General features: G+C 32.1%; 22 protein-coding genes and 1 pseudogene. 9 read left to right on the plus strand and 14 right to left on the minus strand.

What is annotated here, in order from left to right:
- From DG508_RS00820 to DG508_RS00865, 10 genes are all read right to left on the minus strand, one after another.
- A partial coding sequence (locus tag DG508_RS00820) for a hypothetical protein (protein ID WP_159090572.1) occupies positions 1–246 on the minus strand: 246 nt, incomplete at its 3' end.
- 248 nt (positions 247–494) lie between these two features.
- Positions 495–2,249 (minus strand): DUF262 domain-containing protein, encoded by a 1,755-nt coding sequence (locus DG508_RS00825; protein WP_108866332.1) that lies wholly within the window; start codon positions 2,247–2,249, stop codon positions 495–497.
- Between the two features lie 131 nt (positions 2,250–2,380).
- Positions 2,381–3,025 carry an SLATT domain-containing protein gene (locus DG508_RS00830; RefSeq protein ID WP_108866333.1) on the minus strand — a complete coding sequence of 215 codons (645 nt, stop codon included), beginning with the start codon at positions 3,023–3,025 and terminating at the stop codon, positions 2,381–2,383.
- Positions 3,026–3,451: 426 nt separating this feature from the next.
- Positions 3,452–5,644, minus strand: a complete 2,193-nt coding sequence (locus tag DG508_RS00835) for a DNA/RNA helicase domain-containing protein (RefSeq protein WP_108866334.1) — start codon at positions 5,642–5,644, stop codon at positions 3,452–3,454.
- Positions 5,644–5,973 (minus strand): nucleotide pyrophosphohydrolase, encoded by a 330-nt coding sequence (locus DG508_RS00840; RefSeq protein WP_108866335.1) that lies wholly within the window; start codon positions 5,971–5,973, stop codon positions 5,644–5,646. The genes DG508_RS00835 and DG508_RS00840 overlap by 1 nt, the downstream gene beginning before the upstream one ends.
- A gap of 159 nt (positions 5,974–6,132) precedes the next feature.
- Positions 6,133–6,633, minus strand: a complete 501-nt coding sequence (locus DG508_RS00845) for an anthrone oxygenase family protein (protein ID WP_108866336.1) — start codon at positions 6,631–6,633, stop codon at positions 6,133–6,135.
- Between the two features lie 8 nt (positions 6,634–6,641).
- Positions 6,642–7,274: an NAD(P)-dependent oxidoreductase gene (locus tag DG508_RS00850; protein ID WP_108866337.1), complete on the minus strand. Its 633-nt coding sequence runs from the start codon at positions 7,272–7,274 to the stop codon at positions 6,642–6,644.
- A gap of 117 nt (positions 7,275–7,391) precedes the next feature.
- Positions 7,392–8,174, minus strand: a complete 783-nt coding sequence (locus DG508_RS00855; protein WP_108866338.1) for a helix-turn-helix domain-containing protein — start codon at positions 8,172–8,174, stop codon at positions 7,392–7,394.
- 254 nt (positions 8,175–8,428) lie between these two features.
- Positions 8,429–8,914 carry a RidA family protein gene (locus DG508_RS00860; protein ID WP_234418148.1) on the minus strand — a complete coding sequence of 162 codons (486 nt, stop codon included), beginning with the start codon at positions 8,912–8,914 and terminating at the stop codon, positions 8,429–8,431.
- The gene (locus DG508_RS00865; RefSeq protein ID WP_108866366.1) at positions 8,901–9,530 is read right to left on the minus strand and encodes an NAD(P)H-dependent oxidoreductase; all 630 of its coding nucleotides are present in this window, start codon (positions 9,528–9,530) and stop codon (positions 8,901–8,903) included. The genes DG508_RS00860 and DG508_RS00865 overlap by 14 nt, the downstream gene beginning before the upstream one ends.
- Positions 9,531–9,622: 92 nt before the next feature.
- Between DG508_RS00865 and DG508_RS00870 the strand changes: the two genes are divergently transcribed.
- Positions 9,623–10,528, plus strand: a complete 906-nt coding sequence (locus DG508_RS00870; RefSeq protein ID WP_103867391.1) for a LysR family transcriptional regulator — start codon at positions 9,623–9,625, stop codon at positions 10,526–10,528.
- A gap of 79 nt (positions 10,529–10,607) precedes the next feature.
- Here DG508_RS00870 and DG508_RS00875 read toward each other — a convergent pair whose 3' ends face one another.
- Positions 10,608–12,575 carry a right-handed parallel beta-helix repeat-containing protein gene (locus DG508_RS00875; protein ID WP_159090574.1) on the minus strand — a complete coding sequence of 656 codons (1,968 nt, stop codon included), beginning with the start codon at positions 12,573–12,575 and terminating at the stop codon, positions 10,608–10,610.
- A gap of 353 nt (positions 12,576–12,928) precedes the next feature.
- On the opposite strand from DG508_RS00875, the gene DG508_RS00880 reads away from it, so the two are divergent.
- Positions 12,929–14,722, plus strand: a complete 1,794-nt coding sequence (locus DG508_RS00880) for a hypothetical protein (RefSeq protein WP_108866340.1) — start codon at positions 12,929–12,931, stop codon at positions 14,720–14,722.
- A 97-nt stretch (positions 14,723–14,819) separates the two neighbouring features.
- Entirely contained in the window at positions 14,820–15,095 is a 276-nt protein-coding gene (locus DG508_RS00885) for a heavy-metal-associated domain-containing protein (protein ID WP_103867287.1), read from the plus strand.
- A gap of 11 nt (positions 15,096–15,106) precedes the next feature.
- On the opposite strand, the gene DG508_RS00890 is transcribed toward DG508_RS00885, so the two are convergent.
- Positions 15,107–17,164 carry an acetate--CoA ligase family protein gene (locus tag DG508_RS00890; RefSeq protein ID WP_108866341.1) on the minus strand — a complete coding sequence of 686 codons (2,058 nt, stop codon included), beginning with the start codon at positions 17,162–17,164 and terminating at the stop codon, positions 15,107–15,109.
- Between the two features lie 146 nt (positions 17,165–17,310).
- Positions 17,311–17,757, minus strand: a complete 447-nt coding sequence (locus DG508_RS00895) for an RrF2 family transcriptional regulator (RefSeq protein WP_108866342.1) — start codon at positions 17,755–17,757, stop codon at positions 17,311–17,313.
- 117 nt (positions 17,758–17,874) lie between these two features.
- On the opposite strand from DG508_RS00895, the gene nadA reads away from it, so the two are divergent.
- The 5 genes from nadA to DG508_RS00920 all read left to right on the plus strand — a co-directional run bounded on the left by nadA (position 17,875) and on the right by DG508_RS00920 (position 24,184).
- On the plus strand, positions 17,875–18,801 hold the full coding sequence (nadA, locus tag DG508_RS00900) for a quinolinate synthase NadA (protein WP_108866343.1): 927 nt from the start codon (positions 17,875–17,877) through the stop codon (positions 18,799–18,801).
- Between the two features lies 1 nt (position 18,802).
- Positions 18,803–20,389, plus strand: a complete 1,587-nt coding sequence (nadB, locus tag DG508_RS00905) for an L-aspartate oxidase (protein WP_108866344.1) — start codon at positions 18,803–18,805, stop codon at positions 20,387–20,389.
- Between the two features lie 12 nt (positions 20,390–20,401).
- Positions 20,402–21,019 carry a thioredoxin family protein gene (locus DG508_RS00910; protein WP_234418149.1) on the plus strand — a complete coding sequence of 206 codons (618 nt, stop codon included), beginning with the start codon at positions 20,402–20,404 and terminating at the stop codon, positions 21,017–21,019.
- A 72-nt stretch (positions 21,020–21,091) separates the two neighbouring features.
- Positions 21,092–23,311: a TonB-dependent receptor gene (locus DG508_RS00915; protein WP_108866345.1), complete on the plus strand. Its 2,220-nt coding sequence runs from the start codon at positions 21,092–21,094 to the stop codon at positions 23,309–23,311.
- 246 nt (positions 23,312–23,557) lie between these two features.
- Positions 23,558–24,184, plus strand: a complete 627-nt coding sequence (locus tag DG508_RS00920; RefSeq protein ID WP_108866346.1) for a transglycosylase domain-containing protein — start codon at positions 23,558–23,560, stop codon at positions 24,182–24,184.
- Positions 24,185–24,201: 17 nt separating this feature from the next.
- On the opposite strand, the pseudogene DG508_RS00925 reads toward DG508_RS00920, so the two are convergent.
- A pseudogene (locus tag DG508_RS00925) lies at positions 24,202–24,405 on the minus strand (hypothetical protein); the annotation flags it as partial.
- A gap of 169 nt (positions 24,406–24,574) precedes the next feature.
- On the opposite strand from DG508_RS00925, the gene DG508_RS00930 reads away from it, so the two are divergent.
- The gene (locus DG508_RS00930) at positions 24,575–25,741 is read left to right on the plus strand and encodes a hypothetical protein (RefSeq protein ID WP_108866348.1); all 1,167 of its coding nucleotides are present in this window, start codon (positions 24,575–24,577) and stop codon (positions 25,739–25,741) included.
- Positions 25,742–25,756 lie beyond the last annotated feature (15 nt).

Consider the following 25,756-nt stretch of genomic DNA (forward strand, 5'->3'; position numbering starts at 1 on the left):
ATATCGTTCTTTCATCCACACGCCTTGTGCGTATCTGCATGCTCCTGCACGAATGGGTAGGTCTTCTGCATAGGTATCCCAATCTAATCCTATATTGGTTAGGGCTTCTTTGTCTTGTTGTATCCAGACATATAGATTTTCTGCTTCTTGTACTACCACATCTATCGGAGTTCTTGGTGGTAAGGCATCTTCTGATAACATAGATTCTAGCAAACTTAGCTTGGTGTCATAATTTTGTTTTGACATGTTTTTGTATTTTATTGATTAATACTGTTTTAAAATACAATAATAGCTATAGTTAGTTCCGTTTTCTGAGACTGAGGATTTTTTTTATTTGTTAATTAGTATTGAGAAGTTAGTATTGAGAAGTTAGTATTGAGAAGTTAGTATTGGGTATTAGTTATTGGTTGATGGTGAAACTTTGGTATATAAAGAAAACCCCTGTATAGAGGACGTATAGTGTGTTGTTTGTATGGGGTTGTGGGTTTTTGTTGTTATCTTTCTGATTCTTGGTCAACTTTAAAAGCTATCCCATATTTAATTTTTAGGTACTCTATCATTTTACTTTTTCTTTTTTCAATAAACTCTATTGGTCTGTCCCATATATCATCATTGAAGTTAATTTGGTTATTCTCGTTTATTGGAAATAAAAAATCATATTCAGTTACATATTTACTTCCTATCAATTTTTCATTTTTCGAATTTGTAGCTTTATCAGTAAAAAACATTTTAGGGTGTATGTTAGTTTTAAAACTATTTATGTCTCCTTTTGTTGGTTGCATATTCCAAACAACATCAACATTTATATCATAATTTTCATCTCTATTTTTGAGTTTTATTGGAAAAATATGATCTATTTCTGGGTTAAAACGCCCTTTAATATCAGGTTCAAATTGATATATTCTTTCTGGTGTTAAAATTTTTAAAACAAACCAGTTGTAACCTACAAAGGTGTTTTCATAAACTTCCGTATTTCTTTTTTTCTTTATTCTAATAAAATCTTCAATTTTATCTAAAGGGAAATCAAATAATTTCTTGTTTTTTTGCGATTGTTCAATAATAATTCTGCTAAAATTATCTATGAAACTTTGTAAATTCCAATCATTAATTTGTGATTTTATAAAATACTTATTTATACCCTTTAAGTTCTCACTAGAGATATCTTTGAATTTAAATCCTTTATTGAATATTTCATAGAAATAAATTATGATAGGTAATAATGCAAGATTTCGAGGGATGATCGAATTATTATTAATTCTAAATTGCCCCCATAAATAATCTGCAAAGAAAGATTGTAATGGGACTTCTAAGTTATTCCAAATAGATTTAAACAATTCAATTTCATTTTGTTTGACTTTTTGTGGATCAATTCTAACACCTCTCTTAACTAATAAATATATAAGTTGAAGGATATTATAAGCATTGAATAAATATCCTTTCCCAGTAATATTATATATGTTTTTAGAACAACCTTGAAGTTTTTCCTCAAAGTCGTAATGTTCTGACTTTATTTTAGAAAATAACAAATCCGCTAATGAGAGTGCCATTCCTCCAGTATTAAGTCTTTCGAAAACTTCATTAACAACTTTCTTATTTGTAGTTATTATTGGGAAATATGCAAGTGACTTTTTCTCAGTCTTAACAAAAATATCCCAAAGTATATCGGTGTTATTCTCAATTAAAGTTTCCTCTGCATCAGAAATATCTTCTTTGAGTTTTATTATTGATTTTCTGAATACTCTCTTATTTTCATCTGGCAGTTTTGAAAAAAGTTGGTTCATTCGAATTTTGTTCCATTCAAGCTTAGCATTCTTTTCTACAAAAGAAAACCCAGTATCCTCAGGTTCAATACTGTTACTCAAATCATATAGTAAATCGTAAACTAATATTTTGTCTTGAAAAGTATATTTTAAACAGCTAAATAATGTTTGAAGTCTTTGTTGACCATCATAAATAAGCCACTTGTCTTTTCTCCCGTGAAGCCCTTTATCAACAAGTTTAGGAATTTCACCATTTTTGTAGTCAGTAATAAATTCTCTATACGGTATTTCTTCCTCTGTATTCCAAACTATTAAACCTCCGATTGGGTAACCTTTTAAAATCGAGTCGAATAGTTTGCAAATATAAATTTCCGTCTCATAACGGCTTCCCCAAACATAAGGTCTTTGAATAGCGGGTAGAAACCAGCCATTCGTTCCTGCGTTTAAATTATTAATCGCTTCTTTTACAGAAATTCCTAAGTATGACATTTTGTTTTTTGAAAATTACAGTTTTATTGAGAGTTAATGTCTCGGCTATAGTTAGTGGTGTAATTAAAAGTAGTGAGCCTTTGGTTAATTATTAAAACTTGGATAATTATAACTCTTGTTGTAAAACATTTTTAAACACAAATTAATACAACAATAACTATTGGAATTATAACAATCATACTTACGTACCAACCATATATATTCCAGTTTAACTTCTTTTTAATTTTTTTAATTTCCTTATCACTAAGTTCTTCTCCAAAATATAATAAGTTATTAACTCTGAAAGTGTTGAAATCAATATTCTCGTGATTAGCATATCTATTTAGTATTTCTTGATACCTTGAGTTAATCCTACCAGAAAAATCGTGAATTTCTATATCTGTTTTTTTGGTTTTTAAAGTTTTAAATGTTCTTAATTTATTATAAATCTCTGATAACTCAAGTCCACAATTGTGATATTGATGTGCTCTTAACTTATAATCTTGATTACTCTCATACATACTTACAACAAGTAATAAAATTGATAATGCAGTAACTAAATAACTTATAATATTATCATTTGTATTCTGATTGATGTTATAAACTGAAATTAAACTTGTTATGATTAGATAAGCTGATAAAAATGATAAACTTATATTTGAAAGTTTTGATTTTTTTTTAAATCGTTGATCTGCATAGAATCTTGCTCCTTTTGTACACCAAATTTTATGATTTAATTCTTCAAGGAAAGTTTTCTTTAGATACTCTTTAGATTTAGGTAATTTTTTTTCACTCATAAATTATTTCAATGGTTAATTTAATGTTTTACAACAATTGAATACAGTCATTATAGTAACTATACGTCTTTTGATATCTAAAATAAAAATACTACGATTTTTTATAGAAGCGGTTACGGGAAACCCTCATGAAAAATTAATAAAATACTGTATGATTGGTAGTGAGTAGTGAGTAGTGAGTAGTGAGTAGTGAGTAGTGAGTAGTGAGAAAACTGTATTGAGTATTAGTTATTGGGTGTTCTATAGTACTCCTTGGTTCCCACCCTGCGCTGGGAGGACAAAACTTTCTCTATAAAACAGCGTTGGTATTTGGTTGGTGGTGAAACTTGGTATATATAAAGAAAACCCCTGTATAGAGGAGTATATAAAATCGTATTCTTTAAAATTATGGGGTTGTGGGGTGGTTATTGTTGTTGTAGTGCGTTTTTATTTTAATACGCATTCAAAGATTCCTAATACTTTAAACGTTGACATATCTTCATCTTCTAACACTATGTTTTTATATGTGCTATGGGTAGATAAAGGCTTTAAAATAATAGATTGGTGTTTCCAACCATTTTCATCTTCATGTTTTTTACTTTCATATTCTTTGACAGTATAACAAGAACCAAAATCAGAATCGTGCATGTTGGTGTTTTCAACCAAAACTATTTGGCCATTTCTTGAACCTCCTGAATATTTTCTAAATAAACAGAATGCCCCATTTGGAATTACCTTATTCATAGACTCACCAATTACCTGACATGCAAATAAGTCTTTACTCGGTTTAATTTTGTTAGGAATATTAAGCCATTTCACATCTTCTACTTGTTGTAATTCACCAAATGTACCAGCTGCTACTTTTAGGTTGTAAAGTGGAATTGAGTTTTCAAAAGGTTTGATATTCTCTGTTTTGAATAATGTGTTGATTTCAACTTGATCGGTTGTGTATTTAGGGACAAAAGATTCAAAATGAGCTTTCAATAAGGGGTCGCACACATATATATACGTGCCTTTTATTCCCCTAAGCATAATAGTTTTGTAAATATTTAAAATAAAGGTTTTTAATTCTTTAGGGTCTTTAATTGACTGTTTTCCGTTTTTATCAAAATAGTTTTCCTCGTTTATTATAATTTCTTTGGTCTCAGGATTAAAGGATATTTCGTTTCCAAAAATTATCCCAGAATAATTGAGGTCATAGCCTTGAGTAGTATGTATACATCCAACTTCATTTATTGCTCCATCTGAATTAATCCAGTCATTTGAAGTGCCATTCCATTTTAGTTGTACATCATCTATTTTAATATCAAAGGCATCTTTGTCCTTGTTTGATTTCCATTCCCAGGAGTAACCAGCAATAAGTCTTGAAAGACCACTTTCTGTATCACGTAATTTTATTTGTTCAATCATCGTTTCTAGTGAATCGAACATGGTAAACTCGTACTCTTTAGAATTGAATATTGAAGAGCTTTCTTTTAGATTATTGTGTAATAAAGAGTCTATATATTCAACATATGCATTTCCTCCCTTTACTCGAAACTGAGATTTTAATTTGAGAATAGAGGTATCCTTATTTTTTTTGATTAGGTCAAATTGTTCTTTTTTCGCATCAGATGGCTTAATTGATTGCCCTTCATCATAAAATAAAACAGTATGCTTGGATTGCATGGTAACCCAGTCTAATTCACTTGCCTTATGCTTATCTAGATTAAGTGCTAGACAAGCTTTATCAAAAGCCCCAAAATAGGCCCCTAGATTTATTCTCCTTCTCAACCTGTGCGACTCATCAACTACGAGCAAATCGTATTTTTCCTTACTCACTTGGGCTGGTCCAATAACCATACTAGCACTTAATCCTTTAATATTTTTAAAGACTTTTTTTAATGTGGTCCTGAATGAAGACATTGGGACAACTAATGCCATTTTAGGATTTGGAAGTACCTTTTTTATCTGATTAACTAAATCTAGATAGACGTTTTCTTCTGTACCGAACTCTTTAAAACTAAAATCCTCTAATTCGCTTGAAAGCATTTTAAATAGGAAAATGGCTAAAATTGTCTTACCAGTACCAGCACCCCCTTCCACAATGGTATTATCATATTTTCCTGTTGCAAGACTCTGTAATATCTGAAATAGTCCTTGGCTTTGTTCTTTAGTTAAACTTTTATAAGGGGAGTATTTAAAGAGATCAGAATTGTCAATATACTCAATAGAGTGTTTAGATATTCCTTCTGCTCTAAGTTGATTCCAAATCGTGTTAAAAATACCCCAGTATACTTCTTTCTTTTGGTAATAATTGTGATTGGCAAGTCCAAGATTTGCATTTAACAAGGTGAATTTATTATCCCCTGACATATATTTTATCAGATTAGATTCTATATCAAGAGTAGCAGACTTGTTGAATTTTTCGCTTGTGATTAAATGGACAGATGTAAGTTTACTTTTAGTCTTATGTTTTAAGTGAGCACCCATTCTAGAATAGGCATCAGTAGTTTCACCAATATATGCTGTTTTGGTATCACCATCACTTAAAATGTAAACTAGAGGCCAAAGGTCTTTAGCAAAATGATTAGTACTAAAATCTTCGAATAGACTATTTTCAAAGTCGTAATGGCTTATTTTTACTTGAGTCGAAATCATTAAAGCTCGTTATATTTTTTTGCAGTTCCTTTTGCTTTTTCTATTGGATATTTTTCTCCATTCTTTTTGATTTTATCGAGTAAGATATCTTTGACATCAAATTTATATTTTTCAGCTAATAAAAGAGAGTATGCAAGAACATCAGCTAATTCCTCTTTTACTTTTTCCTTATCTGCTTCTTCATGAGATTTCCATAAAAAGTTTTCTAAAAGTTCACCTGCCTCAATATTAAGAGCAACAGCAAGATCTTTGGGATTATGAAACTGTTCCCAGTCTCGTTCATTTCTGAATTTAATCAGAGCTTCAGTTATTTCTTTTATGTCACTCATATTTAGTTTTTCTTAATGAAACACAATAAAACACAGTCACCATAGTAACTATACCCCTTACATTTGTTAGGATAAAGGTACTACCCTCTATCCTTTATTATTTTTAGAATAAAAATACGGTATATTTTTTATACTAGCAGTTCTGAGAACTCATCATATCTAAAAATACTTAGACTTAAAAAAACAGATCACTAGTAATAAAAAAGTGATACTAGAAGAGATTGTACGTACTAAGTTTCTATAATTCCATCTTGCTTCTATGGCTGTTCTTAGTTTTTTGGCGTTATGGGCTGTGATAGTTACCAAATCTGTGTCTTCTAGCTTTCTGTTTAAAGGGATGTTTCCTAAAAAAGTAACTACAAATACTCCTATCCAATAAATGAGAAATGCTATTATCAATACCCAAAACATAGGATTAGGGTAGGTTTTAAAATATACTATGGGTAATAACGCAACTGCTATCACTGCACTTATAAATATGATTCTAAATGTTGTGTTCAAAATAACACGGTTCATAGATTGCAATGCTTTTAGGTATTCTAAATCAGTTAGTTTACCGATACCAGGTTTTACAGCATTAGACCAGGTAAAGAAAATACCAGTCATACCCCCTGTAGATACAATGGCTATCATCAATATAATTGTTTCAATACGTATCATAATGCTAATTAATAGGATAATCCTGGGGTTTGATATAGATATGTTTGATCTTTGATTTGTTTTATTATAAAATCTGCTACATCGGCTCTAGAAATCTTTAAGGTAATAGAGGTATCGTTTGGTTCAAAACCGTGAAGGTACCGCCCCGTTTTTTTTCCATCGGTAAATGATCCTGGTCTTACAATTGTCCAATCTAATCTACTATTTTTTACATATTGTTCTTGTAGTTCATGATCTAGAAATACGCCTTTTAGAAACCACCCAAACATAATATGTTTCCAGAAAAAATTGAGATTCCCATTGCTATCTCCTGCTCCTAGGGTTGTTTGGCAAATGAGGCGTCGTATATTATTGTTCTTCATAGCGGTAATAATATTTTTTGTTCCCTCTGATCTTACTATACTTTTTCGGCTTTTTCCTGATCCCAATGCTATAATTACTACATCTTGATCTGTCATCGCTTTATTTATAGTGTCTAATTGCAAAACATCTCCTTCTGCGATAGTGAGGTTGCCGTGTGTAAATTGTGATAATTTGCTTGCATTTCTGCAAAATGCGGTTACTGCATATCCCGATTGAAGTAACTGTTCTAGCAGATGTTTCCCGATAGTTCCTGTAGCACCAAATACCAATACTTTCATAGCTTTTTTTTAAGATTATAAAACAAAAATATGGGAAGGGATTGCCCAAAAATTGAACAAAACCGACAAAGTAAAAATGAATGGGTTTGAGTGGCTTATTTTAATCTATAATTGGTATTATTTTATCTGATTAAGGTAATAAGATGGTGTCTGCCCTGTATAACGTTTAAATGTTCTGATAAAATGTGATTGGTCTGAAAACCCACTATCTAAGCCTATGTCTAATAATGAGTCATATCGCGATTGTGTAAGTTTATTGATTGAGCTTTGAAACTGGATAATCTTTGCAAATTGCTTGGGGGTCAACCCTACATTAGACATAAAATTGCGTTCAAACGTGCGTTCGGTCATATAAATCTGATCAAGGATATCTTTTATCTTTATTTGCCCTTGGCAATCAATGATGATCGATATGGCTTTCTCTATCTTATCATTATCTGTGACTTGATTTGATTGAATTAATTGTAGCATCAATTCTAGAATGATTTGCACTTGCTCTTCTATATCCTGTGCATTAATGAGGCGCAATCTATAGTTCTCTATGGCTATATAGTGTATTTGCAATAAATCATAACAATCTTCATTTAATATTCTGGGGTCTACCCCTAGTAAATACTTTGATGCAAAAGGGTATAGTTGTACTACAACATATGAGTGTTGGCCTCTTACATCTAATGAGATAGGGCGTATGGTTTGCCCGTATAAAAACAACTCTGATAGTTTTTTCTTTTTTGGAAGCATAAAAAATCCATTCTCTGCCTGTTGAAACATAATCCCAGGGTATCCATCTGCATATAGTGGTATATTGGTGTGAGAATCTACACTGGTATTTTTGCCAGTCATAACACAGTTTACATAGGGTGCTAGGTCATCAGATATATTATATACGACTTCTTTCATTTAGCTGTTGGTTGATCGTTTGAGAACTTGGCTATTGGGTGTTCAATATTTTTCACTTTTTTATTTCACTTTTTTATTTTACAGTTTACGGTTTTATATTTTACATTTACCAACATATTGATATTCATTATTTTTGCTTTTTTTGTCATATCAGCGATCTATCATAATGTAATGAATACTCTTTGGTCCCCCAACCTATGCTGGAGGACAGAAAAATACGGTTTTTAAGTGTTAGTCTGAAACTTCGATATTCATTATTTTGTCAAAACTGCTATTGCTTCAATTTCTATTAGAGCTTCTGGCGAATAAAGAGCACTAACTTCTACAATAGTATCTGCTGGGTATGGTGCAGTAAAGTATTTTTTTCTTAGAGCAACAATTTTGTTGAAATTAGCCATATCCCGTAAAAATATAGTCACTTTCACAACGTTCTTCAAACTAGAACCTCCAGCTTCAAGAACCTTTTTTAAATTTTTGAACGTTTGTTCTGCTTGAACATCAAAATCATTTATACCTACAAGTTCTCCTGTTTCTCCATAGGCTGCTTGACCTGAAATATAAAGTACTTCTCCTACAACATAACCTTGGGCTAGATTGTAAGGTTTATAAGGGTCTGGGGTTATTTCAATATTTTTCATTTGCATAGAATTTATCTTATTTTTTGTTAATGGCTTCTGGCATCCCGATCCGAAAACGAAGAGGAGTACTATACTTGTAATTCTTAAATTAATGAGCTTCATAATCAAGGCTTGTCAATCTTACTTTAAATTTTTTATTAAGAAATTCTTTATAACTCCTAAGTTGTGCTTTGATGTCTGCATTTTTTTCTACATCATAGAATTTTAATGATTTCAATAATTCCAAACCGAGATATCTATTCATTCCGTGAAACCCCGACATAGGGCCATTGTCAACACTAATTTCTTTAAAAAATTCGTCAGGTAAACTAAATGCGCCTTCAGGTGCATTCCAGCTTGTAGTAAGCACATAGTTCTTACCGTGTAACAAACCACCAGTACCATAATTAATCTCTGGATTTTTTTGGTTTCTCCCATCACTTATCCACATCCCCTTATCCTCGCCATAACCAGCTGTAAGTACTTCATCCAAATATTGCTTAAACTTGAATGGTAGATAAAACCACCAAATGGGGGTATGATAAATAATCGTATCTGCCCAAAGGTATTTGGTTACTTCTTCCTCTACATTGTATCCTTTTTCAATTTCTGTTGTTCTTACTAAATAATCGTCAGTCGATTCAAAATGAGCCTGTGTAAGGTCAAATAATGATTTATTGAATCTTCCTTGAGAGGCGGCAAAAGAGTGCCAGCCATTAATAATTAATATATTCTGCATGATTTTAAGTTTATTTGAGTGTAAAATTAATTCACACATAAGACTCATAAAAATAATACAAATCATATCTTTGTATCATAAAAATAATAGTTATGGTAAATCTTGAATGGTATAGAACTTTTAAAGCTGTTTATGAAGAAGGTAATTTAACAAAGGCTTCAGAAATATTATTTTCATCGCAACCTGGTGTAAGTCTTCATATAGGTTCGTTAGAATCTTACATTGGTTTTAAATTGTTTGAAAGAACTTCGAGAAAAATGATACCAACAGAAAGAGGGCAAATACTTTATGATTACATTGTTGATTCTCTTAATAGATTAGAAAAAGCAGAACAACATTTTAAAAAGAAAGGGTTAGAGGAAAAACCAACTTTAAGCATAGGTATGTGTTCAGAGGTTTTTCAAGTTTTTTTTGAGCCTAACATTGGAACTCTTCAGTTTGATATTATAGCTCATTTTGGAGAATATCCACAAATGATAAAAGAACTCACAGAAGGAATATTAGACTTAGTAATCATACCTGAATTGGTCAATTCAGAGGGGGTTACATATAAGCCTTTTTTTAAAGAAAAAATACAATTAATAGCTGGTAAAAACACCGATACTGAGAATATTGAAAATTTAATTGCAGATAAAAAATGGGCAGAATTAGAACCAATTCTTAAAAAACAAATTTGGTATGGCTCACATAATGTAATGGAGTATTCTAAGGCTTTTTGGCATCAAAACTTTGATAAGAAAAAGCTTTTCAAACCTAATTTTTTAGTACCAAATATTATATCAATTATTAGGTGTATAAGTAATGGTCAAGGGCTCGCTTTAGTGCCAGATTTTCTTTGTACAAAACAGTTAGAAAAAAATAGTGTGAAATTATTGTGGGAAGGACGTGTTCCTCTTGAAAATACATTTTATTTTGCTTTTCGCGAAAATTCTAGATTAACTAAAGAAATTACTCAAATCGAGAAGATAATTTCTCAAGAAATTGAAAAAATATATTGAAGTGGTTTAAAGATAGTACAGCCATTAGCGACTATTTAAATTCACTCATTTCAGTTTTACATTATATTCGATATCTTTATTAATTACAAGTGTTACCGCTAGTAGTAACCTCACTTGGTGTTGTTGAGTTGTTATCGATGCATGAATATCTTGTGCCCCCAGTAGGCTGATAGATTGTATTATTTGTAATTTTTGTATCAAGATGCGTATCAAACAGTCTAATACCACTTCTATCTCCTGGCCTAATGATATTACTACTAATATCTATATGCTTTGTATTTCCTACTTCTAGACCGCCATCTACTTCATTATTTCTAAATGTAATACCATTAGAATTTGAAAAAGTAATTGCTCTTGAACCGATAAATTTATTAGTATCAAAAATTACCTTCTGGTTTTCATGTGCTGCTTGATTATTCATTTGAGCAAAATAAACGAGAAAACCACTTGCTGATGTTATGGTATTATTTTGTATCTCAATATCGTTATTATTGGTATTGGTAGCTTGTATTCCATTTTTTTCAACTGTGATTGTATTGCTATGGATTCTTGCTTTTGTTGCTTTACTTAATTGAATTCCTGCCCCACAATTGGTTATGGCATTATCATGTATATAGGCATCATAAGATCCAACTATAATTCCTGCACTATACCCCTCTATGGTATTATGAGCTATTTCATTATTAAAAACAGTTTCTCCACTACCCGCTGCAAAAATGCCCCAACTGTCTGTTGCTGTTCCTATGGCTTTAAACTTATTGTTAATTATCTTTACTCCAGATACAAGTGAGTACACCACTCTAGTACCGATCTCATTATTCTCAACGGTAATATCTTGACCTATGGTCAATGTAAGGAATCCTCCTCTACTACCACTCTCTTTATTTCCTTTTATAGAGACATTAAAAACTCTTTGACGTTCTTTTAGCACTCCATTTTCATCTCTAAAACGTTCTGGTTCGATATTTATAGCGTAACCAACCTCGCCCCCATCTGTATTTTCAGAAGGTTGTCCTGCATCTATAAACGTATTGTTTTCAATAGTAATATCTCTACCATCTACCAGTGCAATAGCCATTCTTCTTGAATTTTTTATCACGCAATTTCTAATGGTCACATTTTTTGTAGGGTTATAATCTGGATTATATGAAAAGCCAAAAGAAAATATCGCAAATGTTCCTGAGGAACCGTCTTGAAAATTAACACCATCTACTATAATATTTCTTCCTGAATGGATATAAAAAAGATGACTTCCTTCTAACCCATTATCATCGGGTGAGAATACACGTTGGTCTCTATCGCCATATAAATTACCTCCTGTTACCGTTATATTTTCGGCATCTCTGACGGCTAATATTGCTCCCCCATTTCTATTATGTTTATCGCCAGGAAAAATTCTAAGATGGGTATTATCTGTCATTTCTAGGGTGAAATTTGATGGGATATTCACAGCTTCTAGTGTTGGGTACCAATTTGCATTGATAGCTGTACTGGTAGTCTTGGTTACTTCAAAAAAAGCGTCAAGCTTATCAATTTTAAAAGTAGAGGCTCCTAATTTTTTGGTAAAGAAAAAAACTTTTTCTAAAATTTCGGTGTTTTTTAATGCTACTTCAGAAGTCGTTTTACTCCTACCTTCTACAATATCCCATCGCACCGCATAAAACTTAAATATAGGAGAGGCAAGGCTTACGTCTCCTTCAATTTCTAATTTAGAACTTAGAAGCCTTCCATCTATAGTACCATTAGAAAATATAAGTTTTCCATTAACAATATCTCCTCCTGCAAATTCAAAATTCACATTTGCAGGTAGCGTAACTGTTGCTCCATTTAAGTCTAGTAAGCAATCTATTGTTATAGTGGTATCTGCTGTTAAGTTGGATATATCAAAATCACAAGGAGTCGTGATACTATTTTCTGGAGTATCAGATATGACACCCTCTTCATTATCAGTCGTCGTGTCATCAAAACTATCCTTGCTACATGAAATAATGAATACTATAAAAACAAGAAATAAGTAATGTGTATGCTTTATTTTGGAACAAATCATAGATCGTAACAAGTTTAAAATCATTAATATAATCTCCTAATTAATAAAATTTTAATCAGAAAGCTTATTTATTCATAAAAAAAAATCAAAAAATTCATGCTATTTTATAAACTAAAAATTATTAAACACTATAAATCAATACTTTAAAAATTAAAAAGCTTTACTATTAAGTGTATAGCACTGGATATTCGATGTTTTTTACTCTTACACATCAAACATGACAATTATCATGTTTTATCCTAGCGATCTTTTAGATTTTTGACAGAAGTATATATTGATATATCAGTTTGATCAAAAAAATAATATATCTAGTATATAACAGATGATATCATTACAAATCTTAATTCACTATAATGAAACTACATTCATTTCATATTCCTGTAATGGGAATAGGTTTTACTATTGATACTCCTATAAAAGTTTCTCATTTGGGCATCGATTCTGTCATTTCTCTGGTAGACGATATTTTACTAGAAAAACTTAGAAAAATGTACTGTAGTACATTTGAACTGCCTTACAAAGAAATTACAGATAGTATAGACGATTTTAGAGCAAAAAGAATTACCTCTTATCTCGACTTGGTCAATAATCTAACAGAAAAAAAATTCAAACAGCTTAAAAACATTACTACCGAGTGTAGTCATGAGCTGAAACAGTATTTTAATATTCTACCAGATACCTCTGTTCTTAAACAAAAGTTTAATGCTCTTACATCTAATGATTTTAACCTTAATCAAATTAAAGATTTTATAGAATCAAACTTATCTATGGGGAGTATTGATGTAAACATCATGACCAAAGTAGATAAAGAGAACTATAAGAAAAAGGAGAAGCTACCCTCTGAGTATAATGATGCGCATGCGGCATTAAGAGGATATGCTAATAGTAATTTATCTTCTTCTATAATCCTATCGGCGGGTATGAACCCAAGGTTATATAGCTACATGGAAAATTTTGAAGATTTTTACCCTAATGAAAAGGGAGAAATCAAAAAGAAAATTGTCTTAAAAGTCAGTGATTACAGGTCTGCACTCATACAGGGTAAATTCTTTGCAAAGAAAGGATTATGGGTTTCAGAATACAGAATAGAATCAGGGCTTAATTGTGGTGGGCATGCATTTGCTACAGATGGATATCTGCTAGGCCCAATACTTGCCCAGTTTAGAGATCACAAAGAAGAATTAATCTCTGAAACATATAAAATTATCTCAGAGGTATTAGAGCGAAAAAACCGTACGGTTCCTAAATCTCCTCTACCTACAAAAATCACGGCACAAGGAGGAGTAGGAACGGCAGAAGAACATCAATTCTTATTAGATCATTATAACATAGACTCTGTAGGATGGGGTACTCCTTTTTTACTAGTACCAGAAGCTACTACTGTTGATGATGACACATTAAATAAATTAACAAAAGCCAAAGAAGAGGATTTGTATTTGAGCGATATATCCCCTTTGGGAATCCCTTTTAATAGTATAAAAGGAAATACCAAAGACGAAGAAAAAATGGCTTTAATCAAAAAAGACAGACCAGGAAGTTCCTGCCCAAAAAAATTTGTTGCATTAAACAAGGAGCTCACAGAGAAAGGAATCTGTACTGCTTCTCGCCAGTATCAACATTTAAAAATCAAGGAACTTAAAGAAAAAGAGCTTTCTACAGCAGAATATGATCAGGAATATCAAAAAATCACAGAAAAATCCTGTACCTGCGTTGGTCTGGGAACTTCGGCTTTGCTCAAGTATAACTTAGATACCAAAATCGAAGGGAAAGGAGTTTCTGTATGCCCTGGCCCTAATATGGCTTATTTCTCTAATGTTATGAGTTTAAAAGAGATCACCAGCCATATTTATGGTGAGTCCAAAGGTGTAATTACAGGTGATCGCCCTAATATGTTTATAAAAGAACTCGCTATTTATATTGAGTATCTAAAAAATAAAGTAGAAGAAACAAAAGAGACTATCAGTGATAAACAGAAAAAGTATTTTTCAACATTTGCAAGCAATCTAAAAGATGGGGTTTCCTATTACGAAAACTTGTTTCAAAAAATAGAAAACTCTTTTGATAGTTCTAAATCACAAATAATAAATGATTTGAAGCAAAGTAAAAACACCTTAGCTCAAATGTATGTAAAGATTAAAGAGCTTTAATACACCTATCTTTCTGCACTATATCAAAAGCCAATAAAACTGGTTTAGACATAGTGCAGAAAACATCTAACCTATTTAGTATCAAAAAAATAAGAATATGGAAATATCCTTAAGAATTCAAAACTTAAAATGTGGAGGCTGTTCTCATACTATTATCTCCAAACTTTCGCAAATAGAAAATATAGCTAGTCCAACTATTGATGTAGAAACCTCTACCTTATCTTTTGAATACCTCACCAAAGAAGCGCTTGCCTTGGTTAAAAACAAATTAAGCGCCTTGGGATATCCTATAGAAGGAGAAACCAACACCACAATCACAAAAGCTAAATCTTTTGTAAGTTGTGCTATTGGCAAAATAGCAAAAGCTAATTAGGTTTATACTATTTATTTATCAATTTGTATACGTACATCTACAGCGGTAATTGCTTTTTGAGAACCTATCAAAGGATTGATATCCATTTCTGTAATTTCTGGAGCTACTTCTACCAATGCAGAAATACGCTGAATAATGTCTACAAATAGTTGCTGATCGATTCCTTTTTTTCCACGAACTCCTTGAATCAATGCATACCCTTTGAGAGAAGTAATCATCTTTTCTATTTCTGGTTTTGATAACGGGCTTAAACCTGCCGCAACATCATTCATCACCTCTATATAGATTCCTCCTAGTCCACATAATATGGTATGCTTAAATCCTGTTTCTTTTTTTACTCCTACAAATAACTCAAGACCCGCCAACATAGGCTGTACCATAACTGCTGTAGCATCCTTAATCTGCATGAGTTGCTCAAAATTATGACTAACTTCTTCTAATGAATTCACATTCAAAATAACACCTTGCGCATCTGACTTATGCAAAGGCCCTACTACCTTCATCACTAAAGGAAAATCTATTTTTGAAACCTCAGCAAGTAATTTTTCTTTATCAGACACAACCACTTCATGCACTCTGGGAATTCCTGCGGCATCTAGTAACTCTATAGCTTCTTGAGGTGATACATACCCAGATTGTGCTGTATCTACTATTTTTCTGATTTTCTGTTTATCAACTTTAGGAAGTGCTATATGCATTGCTACTGGCTCGGGGGTTTTAAAAACCTGAGTCAAAGCCTTACCCAAAACTACTTCATCTGGAAAATTGATATTGCCTTTCTCTAAAAATGTATTGATTTCTTTTCTAGCATTGATGACAGAAGGCAATACTGGAAAAATAGGCTTCTTGCAAATGTCTAATTTTACACTTAATACATTATACACATTTTCTACATCAAATAATCCAGGACTACCAAAAACCACCACCATCGCATCAATCTCTTCAAACTTATGCTCACAATAATCAATAATAATTCCTAATTGCTCTGCTGTTCCTGTTGCCAGAAAGTCAATAGGATTACTTACAGAAGATCCTGGATATAGAAAGTTTTCTAGTGCTTGTGCATCCTCACCATCAATAACAGGTATTTTTAACCCTCCTTTTGAGAGTACATCAGAAAGCATAACCGCAGACCCTCCTGCATGTGTTATGATGGCTATATTTTTTCCTTTAAGTGGTTTATAATTAAAAATCGAAGCTACACTCAATAACTCTTCTCTACTACTACAATACACAATACCTGCTTTTTTAAACAAGGCTCTTACTGTCATATCAGAACTTGCAATAGCACCTGTATGAGAAGATGCTGCCCTGCTTCCTTCTGAGGTGCTTCCTGCTTTTATAGCGGCTATTTTTGCGCCTTTTTTAATTAAGGATGAGGCATGTTTCAGTAATTTCTCTGGGTTTTGAATAGACTCGAGGTATAATAGTTTGATTTTGGAGTCTGTCTGAGGGTCAAAATTAGTATCCATATATTCAAGTACCTCTTCAACTCCTGTTTGAGCCGCATTTCCTACAGAGTATACATTGGCAAATTTTACTCCCAAAGAAGCTCCCGCTTCCATTATAAAAACAGCTGTTGCTCCAGAACTTGATATCAAATCACAACCATCTTTGCTATACTTGGGTATCGGAGTGGTAAAAACCCCTTTGTAATGCTCTCCTAGAACACCAATACAATTAGGCCCTATCAAACAGCCATTTACACGATCAACACAATCCGCTATTTCTTTTTCTAATTGTTGCCCCTCTTCATTAGTTTCAGAAAATCCTGCTGAAATAATAATAAATGCTTTGGTATTTTTTTGAGTAGTTAATATCTGAACTGTTTCTAAGCAATACTTTGCTGGTATAGCCAAAATGGCTAAATCTGTATTAGGAATATCATTGACCGCACGATAACTTTGTAATCCTTGTACTTTCTCCTCTTTTGGGTTTACTACCTGTACATCTCCATGAAATCCTCCGTCTAGAATGTTTTTTACAATTTTTCCTCCTGGTTTTTTTATATCATTAGACCCTCCAATAATTACAATACTACTGGGATCTATTAATTGTTTATTTATCATAAATCTATAGATTATATGACAAAAATAAACCAGTCGTGATAATATTTCATGACTTATATCATGATATACATTACTTCCTTAAAATATAACTATTAAAACAAGATAATCTGCTGATACGTACTACAAACCCAAAAGAACATATCTTACTATATATCAAACTCTTTTAAGGAGATAACGGTTCCATTTTCTTTAATCTCTCTTACCAAGTCATGAATATTTTTATCTCTAAAATCTTTTAGTATACTTTTTTTGAAAGGAGAAACAATATGATGAACAGGACAAGGGTTTATATCATTACATTTAGATAGCCCCAAAAAACAACCTTCAAACTTTTCTGTACCATCAATACATTTTACAACATCCCAAATAGCTCTTTTCTTATCAGTATCATTGAGATAGAAACCGCCTCTAGGACCTTTGGCAGAAGAAATCAATTTATCAGATGCTAATTTTTGTAATAACTTGGCCAAAAATGCGTAAGGAGTTTCTAAATCCTCAGCTATTATTTTTACTCCAATCTTTTTGGTTTCATCTGTATGTATTCCTAGATAAATCATTGCTCTAATAGCGTACTTGCAAGCATTGGATAACATCTATTTTTCTGTCAAAGGTAGTAAAAAAGATATTTTTATCTTCTATTATGACTTAAGTCATATTTTTCAGTTATAAATACTTCTATTTTTCGATCGTAAAAGTTTTAATCGTCAGAAGTGAAATTACAAGAAAAAATTACCCAATTAAAGAGGGAAAAGAATGCCATAATTTTAGCGCATTATTACCAACGTCCCGAGATACAGGAAATCGCAGATTATGTAGGCGACAGCCTAGGATTGTCACAAAAGGCTGTAGAAGTAGATGCCGATATTATTGTCTTTGCAGGAGTACATTTTATGGCAGAAACTGCAAAAATCCTCAACCCTACAAAAACAGTCGTATTACCTGATCTGGAAGCGGGTTGCTCTCTGGCAGAGTCTTGCCCCCCAGAAGCATTTAGTAAATTTGTAAATGCACACCCCGATCATACTGTAATTACCTATGTAAATTGTAGTGCCGAAGTAAAAGCACTTACCGATATTGTATGTACCTCATCCAACGCACTCAAAATTGTAGAGTCTGTACCTGAAGACCAGCCTATTATTTTTGCTCCTGATAGAAATTTAGGAAAATATATCATGAAAGAAACGGGTAGAGATATGCTCCTTTGGGATGGTAGCTGCCTCGTACACGAGGCTTTTTCTATAGATAAGCTTTTAGAGTTACATAGCGCTTATCCTGATTACAAAATCATAGCACACCCAGAATCTGAAGAACATATTCTAAAAACAGCTACCTATATCGGCTCTACTGCTGGAATGATTAATTATGTAAAAAAACATTCTGATCAAAAATTTATCGTAGCGACTGAAGCTGGTATTTTACACGAAATGCAACAGGTCGTTCCTAATACAGAACTAATCCCTGCTCCCTCAAAAGAAGACAACACCTGTGCTTGTAGTGAATGTGCTTATATGAAACTTAATACATTACAAAAGCTATATGATTGTTTACTCAATGAAAGTCCACAAATAGATGTCCCCAAAGATACTCGTGAAAAAGCATTAATACCCATTGAGCGTATGCTCGAACTCTCTGTATAATATGATTACAACCAATTACCTCGTTATAGGCTCTGGAGTCGCTGGATTAACATTTGCTGTCAAAATAGCTCAAAAATTCCCTCATAAAACAATTACTATTGTGACCAAAGGTGATGAGGATGAATCAAATACCAAATATGCACAAGGGGGGGTGGCGGTTGTTTTGAATACCAAAGAAGATTCTTTTCAAAAACATATTCAGGATACGTTGATTGCTGGTGATGGATTATGTGATAAAACCATTGTAGAAATGGTGATCAAAGAAGGCCCTAAACGTTTTAGAGAACTTATCAATTGGGGAGCAAGCTTTGATCTGAATGCTCAAGGAAATTATGACCTTGGTAAAGAAGGGGGGCATTCTGAAAACCGCGTAGTTCATCATAAGGATATTACTGGTTATGAAATAGAACGTTCTTTATTACAGCGTATACATCAACTTGCAAACATAAGCTTACTGTCGCATCATTTTGCCATAGACCTTATTACAGAACACCATCTTGACACTCCTACCCCAAAACAATTATCTTGCTATGGTGCATATGTATTAAATCAAAAAACAGGAAATACCCTTACAATAAAAGCAGACAGTACCTTATTGGCATCAGGAGGAATTGGTAGCGTATATGGGCATACCACAAATCCATCTATTGCAACAGGAGATGGAGTTGCTATGGCATATCGTGCCAAAGCAAACATACAAGATATGGAGTTTATTCAATTTCATCCCACAGCCTTGTATACCACCGAGCAAGGTTCTGCTTTTTTAATTTCTGAGGCAGTACGTGGTTTTGGTGCTTATCTACGCACCAAAAAAGGACATCGTTTTATGCCTGATTATGATCACCGTGCAGAGCTGGCATCAAGAGATATTGTCTCACAATCTATTGATACAGAATTAAAAAAAACTGGAGATACTCATGTTTATTTAGATTGTACTCACCTAGATGTACATGCTTTTAGACAACATTTCCCTACTATCTATGATCAATGTAAGCGTCTTGATATTGATATCTCAAAAGATTGGATTCCTGTAGTGCCAGCATCTCATTATTTATGTGGTGGTATTGTCGTAGATCAATACGGAAAAACTACCATTACAAATCTATTTTCTTGTGGCGAATGCTCTAGAACAGGATTACATGGTGCCAATAGATTAGCGTCTAATTCTCTCCTAGAAGCATTAGTATATGCACATAATATTTATGCCTATGCATCATCTCACCCCCCTAAACATACCAAGGTTTTTATCCCTGATTGGAACGACGACGAGGCTCTAAATAATAGTAATAATGAGTTTATCAGAAAAAATACGGTTGAACTACAAAAATTAATGAGAAACTATGTAGGCATTGTGCGATCTAATGACACACTAAAAATAGCTATTAAACAATTGGATAGTATGTACAATAAAGTAGAAAATTTATATAAAACTTCTAAGATAAATACCTCTTTGTGCGAATTGCGAAATATGATCAATATAGCACATCTAATCATTACACAATCACTTGAAAGAAAAGAAAATAAAGGCGGATACTATAATAGTAATAATCTTAACTCAAAAAAAGTATTGGAAAATAATGTAACTTAAAAATGGACTACAATGATAATTCAGGAAATAATACAAAAAAGCGTTTTAAAAAGTATATCGTATGATGAATATTTACTAGTAATCAATTCTTTGGTAAAAGAAAATAAAACTACTGGAATACAACAAACTGAACAAAAAATCAACTTTACCAAACTAAATGCCAGTAGGATGCGTCGATTAGACAAAACGATAACCATTCCTAAACAGGCAATCTCTGTTTTTCAAAACATCAATAAAAAACAAACATGGCTCGTTATTCTAGAAAGCTGGTGTGCAGATGGCGCACAAACCATCCCTATTCTTAATAAAATTGCGATTTCAACTTCTGCCATAGATTTAAAAATTGTATTAAGAGATGAAAATCCTGAATTAATGGATCAATTTTTAACCAATGGAACACGATCTATCCCCAAACTCATTATTCTTGATCAAGCATTAAACGTACTACATCAATGGGGTCCCAGATCAGAAATGGCAACAAAAATGGTGATTGCTTATAAAAACCAAAACGGAAAAATAGACGATGCTTTTAAAAAGTTTTTACAGATATGGTATAATAAAGATAAAGGCGAAGCTATTATTGAAGAATTGGTACATATGAGTAACCACTCCACAAACTACATTTTATAAAACCATTGATCTACTAAAGCAACGAAATTGCATTAATGGTTTTTTATTTAAATTTGTCATTAAAATATATCCATGAAATTATTATTTATAACCAACATATTCTTAATATTTAGTAGTTCAATATATGCTCAGGTTTTTTCTGGAAAACTAGTAAATCAAAACCAACAAGTTCTTAAAGATGCCTATGTTTTAAACAAAAATACTAATGAGCATACACATTCCAATGCCCATGGAAAATTTAGTTTAGAAAATGTATCAATAGGTGATACTATAAAATTTTCACATATTGGGTATCAAAGTAAAGAGGTAATTATTAAAGATTTGAATAGTTCATTAGAGATCGTATTATATACCAAAGCAGTTAGTTTAGATCAAATAGTTATTACCCCAGAAATTAATGCTCTTAAGTTGATTACAGATATCGATATACGCACCAATCCAGTAAACTCTTCACAAGATGTTCTAAGAAAAGTTCCTGGTTTATTTATCGGGCAACACGCAGGAGGTGGTAAAGCCGAACAAATCTTTTTACGAGGTTTTGATATCGACCACGGTACAGATATTAACCTGACTGTTGATGGACTTCCTGTAAATATGGTATCACATGCACACGGACAAGGGTATGCTGATTTACACTTTGTAATTCCAGAAACTATTGATAAAATCGATTTTGGAAAAGGACCTTACTATGAAAACAAAGGCAACTTTACCACAGCAGGATATGTAGATTTTAAAACCAAAGAACGTCTGGATCAAAGTACAGTTAAACTAGAAGCTGGGCTATTTGACACCTATCGTATGCTAGGAATGTTTAATCTGGTAAATACTGCTAAACATAATGCTTACATAGCATCTGAATATCTATCTACAGATAGTTTTTTTGAAAGTCCACAAAACTTTAATAGAATTAATCTTTTTGCAAAGTATACAGGTTTTGTAACCGATTACGATAAGTTTGGCATTACTATTTCTCGCTTTACGAGCAAATGGGATGCTTCTGGTCAAATTCCTCAAAGGACTGTGGATAGCGGTTTAATTTCTAGATTTGGTGCTATTGATGATACTGAAGGAGGTAACACTACCCGAACTAATTTTTTAGTAAATTATGATAAAATTATTGATGAAAAATCGACTTTGAAAAATGCTGTTTATTTAAACACTTACGATTTTGAACTCTATTCTAATTTCACATTCTTTTTAGATGACCCTATAAACGGTGACCAGATTAAGCAAAAAGAAAATAGAACTATTTTTGGGATAAACAGTGAGTATCAAAGAACATTTTCAACCGATAACTTAGGAGGAACCTGGCAAGCAGGAATTAGTCTTAGAAATGATAAAAGTAAGGATAATGAGTTATCTCATACCCGTAATCGCATAGAAACCTTAGAAAACATTCAGCTTGGTACTATTAATGAAACGAACTTAGCAGTCTACTTAGGAACTAACATCAACCTGAATAAATGGACATTTAACCCTTCAGTACGTGTTGATTATTTTGATTTTCAATATAATAATGCATTATTGAGTACTTATCAAACCCAAGAAGAAACCAAAGCTATTGTAAGTCCTAAATTGAATGTTTTTTATAACGCTTCAAAAGAATTACAACTATATGCAAAAGCAGGTAAAGGCTTCCACTCTAATGATACCCGAGTAGTAGTAAACCAAGGAGGTAAAACCATATTACCATCTGCTTTTGGTACCGATGCAGGGGTAGTTTGGAAACCTACCTCTAAAATATTTATGAATGTTGCCTATTGGTATTTGCACCTTGAGCAAGAGTTTGTTTATGTAGGAGATGCTGGTATAGTTGAACCTAGTGGAGAAACCAGACGCCAAGGGGTTGATCTAAGTTCTAGATATCAAGTTTTGCCTTGGTTGTTTTGGAACCTAGATGCCAATTATACCTATGCCCGAGCTATTGATGCTCCCTCAAACGCAGATTATATTCCGTTGGCACCAGATTTTACCATGACTAGTGGTATCAATGTTATTCATAAATCAGGAATTTTTGGTAGTGTAAATGTCAGATATTTAGATGATCGTGCAGCAAATGAAGACAACTCGATTATTGCAAAAGGGTATACTATTACTGATTTGAATATTGGGTACAAATGGAAGAAATTCAGTTTGGGTATTCAAATACAAAATGTATTCGACCAAGACTGGAACGAAACCCAATTTGCAACCGAATCACGCTTGCAAAATGAGCTTCAATCTGTAGAAGAAATTCATTTTACCCCTGGTACACCTTTCTTTTTAAAAACAGCATTAGAATATAATTTTTAAAAGAGTGATTACAACAAAACTTATTTGATTCTGCTATAATATTCTATAAATCAAATTAGATTGCTATACTTTTGAAATAGTATAACACTTGCTCAAAATAAAAAGCTAGCAATTAGAGAGCTACAAATCAACTGTACCTCTTTTCTACCATTTTACTTAGTATTCAATACGCAGAAAAAGCAAAAAGCAAAGTAACATTTTGTGCTACTACGACATATATATTAAACCTTTTTTACAATAATTGAAATGAAGAAAAGAATTCTAAAGTTTTCAAAAATATTATTCCTTTTAGGGCTTATTTCTAGTATAACTTTGTATATTATTATTATCAATTCTTGGAAATTTCATCTTACAAAATTTGAACTTTCAGAGTTTACCAAAGATATAAAACTAGCTAAAAAATTACCTAAAAAATTTTATGAACTCTATAATATGGAATTTGATGGATCTCTTAAAAACGGGATAGTCGAGCAAGAATTCAAATCCTTGATGTCTGGAACAAACGAACCTTCGATCAATCTTTGGTCTTCGAGATTTTATTTACATTCAAATAATAAAAAATATTATAAAAACATGCTCTTCACATTACATTCACTGGCTCTAAAGCTTGAAAAGAAAACTACAAAAAAAGAGAATCTAAATTGGATTATGAGTAAAATGGATTTTATTAATTCACAAAATGGAATTAGATCAGCTTCCAATTTTTATTTTGGAAAAAAATTATTTGATTTAAATGATGAAGAATTAGCTACTTTGGTAATAATGTCAAAAAATCCATCTCTATACAATCCTCTTAGGAGACCAGAGCTTATTAAATCAAAAGTTAAAATCCTAATCAGCAAAAAACTGAAAAACCAATCTATTACCAAATAAAGTAGAGTTAAGTACAATCAATTCAAAACTACTCTGCCTTTAGTGGTCTTTTGTATTTTATTTCTACGTTTATAACCCACTAAGGTTGTAAGCAATACCATTCCTATAAAAATAACATATACAAAATCAGGAATCGGTACAGAATCACCCGCTACATAACTATGTAAACCAGACAAGTAGTAATTTACTCCAAAAGAAGTCATTATAATTGACCAGAAGGCAATTTCGTACGGTTTGTTGAAAGAGAAATTGATAGCTCATAAATATTATTACTTTAGAGGGATTATCAGGTTCTAGTAAACAATTATTCAAAATATTTAGGTAACAATTTAAAGAAATATGATACTTATATTGAGAATTAAAAAATTACATTTGTGCAAACAAATATCTATGAATAAGATCATTATTTTAACGTTATCTATATTAATACTGGTCAGTTGTTCAAAAACAGACAACACTACTAAGGCAAAAGTAGACACAAAAGAAAAAAACAATCTCAAAACTTTATCAAAAGAGAGAATTCAACGTATCTTAACTACACCAATTAACCTAAAACGTGAACAGTTGGATTCCGTTCCATCAATTAGTATTCCCACTAATTATGATACTCGTGTTTTTTTTTCGGATGAGTCATATTTTGAATGGCAATTAGCTGATTTAGATATCTCAACAGAGAATAATAACCTTATCCAAATAGAGTTAAAGAGTTCGTTTTCTAATGAAAATATGATCAATGAAAATGTCTTACTCGTTACTAATGATACGCCAGACCTGTTAACAATACCTAAGATAAAAGAATTCAACCTAGAAGAAACGGATAGCATTTATTATGAAGATAGTAACAGTATAATTTGGAAAGACTACAGATCATCTCATATAATTTATTATCAATATAATAGAGAGATAAACACTTATACCATCTATCACGGAGAAACTTTAGGCTTTAGAGATTTAACCCCTCTCGAAACAGAAGAAATTACCTATTACATGCTACGAAATGCTCGTAATCTTCATAAAGCTCCTATTGAACAGGAAGGAATAATTTTTGATTCATGGAAGGATTATGTTAATAGAAAACCTCTTGTTGAAACTAATAAATTTATAAAGCTATTTCATTCTTTTCCTAAAGAGATGAAAGTTTTCATGGATATTGATGAATTTATTACCCCTAGAAGTGATGGTAATTACACCTATGTTTCCTTATATCGTTCTTCGATAGAAACTGATAAAAAAGTAATGAAACTCTTTGAAGCTATTGCACAAGAAGACAAAGAAATAATTACCGCTTTTAAATATGGCCATACCGATATTTCACATCATGTAATATCTATTTATGCACAAAATACATATACGATTTTCAAAGAAAAAAACGTCTATAGTATCGAGGAAGAAAAAACTGCTTATGATGACAGTATTATAAAAAATAAGTTTATTATATGTAGAATTACTGAAGGAGATAAAGTCTTTTATATACGAGCTAAAAATCCTGACAATCCAGATTTTTACATCAAAATGTTCAATTACTTTGCAGCACACAAAACACTAAAAGTAGAGTAATCACATAAAGCATTA

The sequence above is a fragment of the Aquimarina aquimarini genome, assembly GCF_900299535.1.
Classification (GTDB): domain Bacteria; phylum Bacteroidota; class Bacteroidia; order Flavobacteriales; family Flavobacteriaceae; genus Aquimarina; species Aquimarina aquimarini.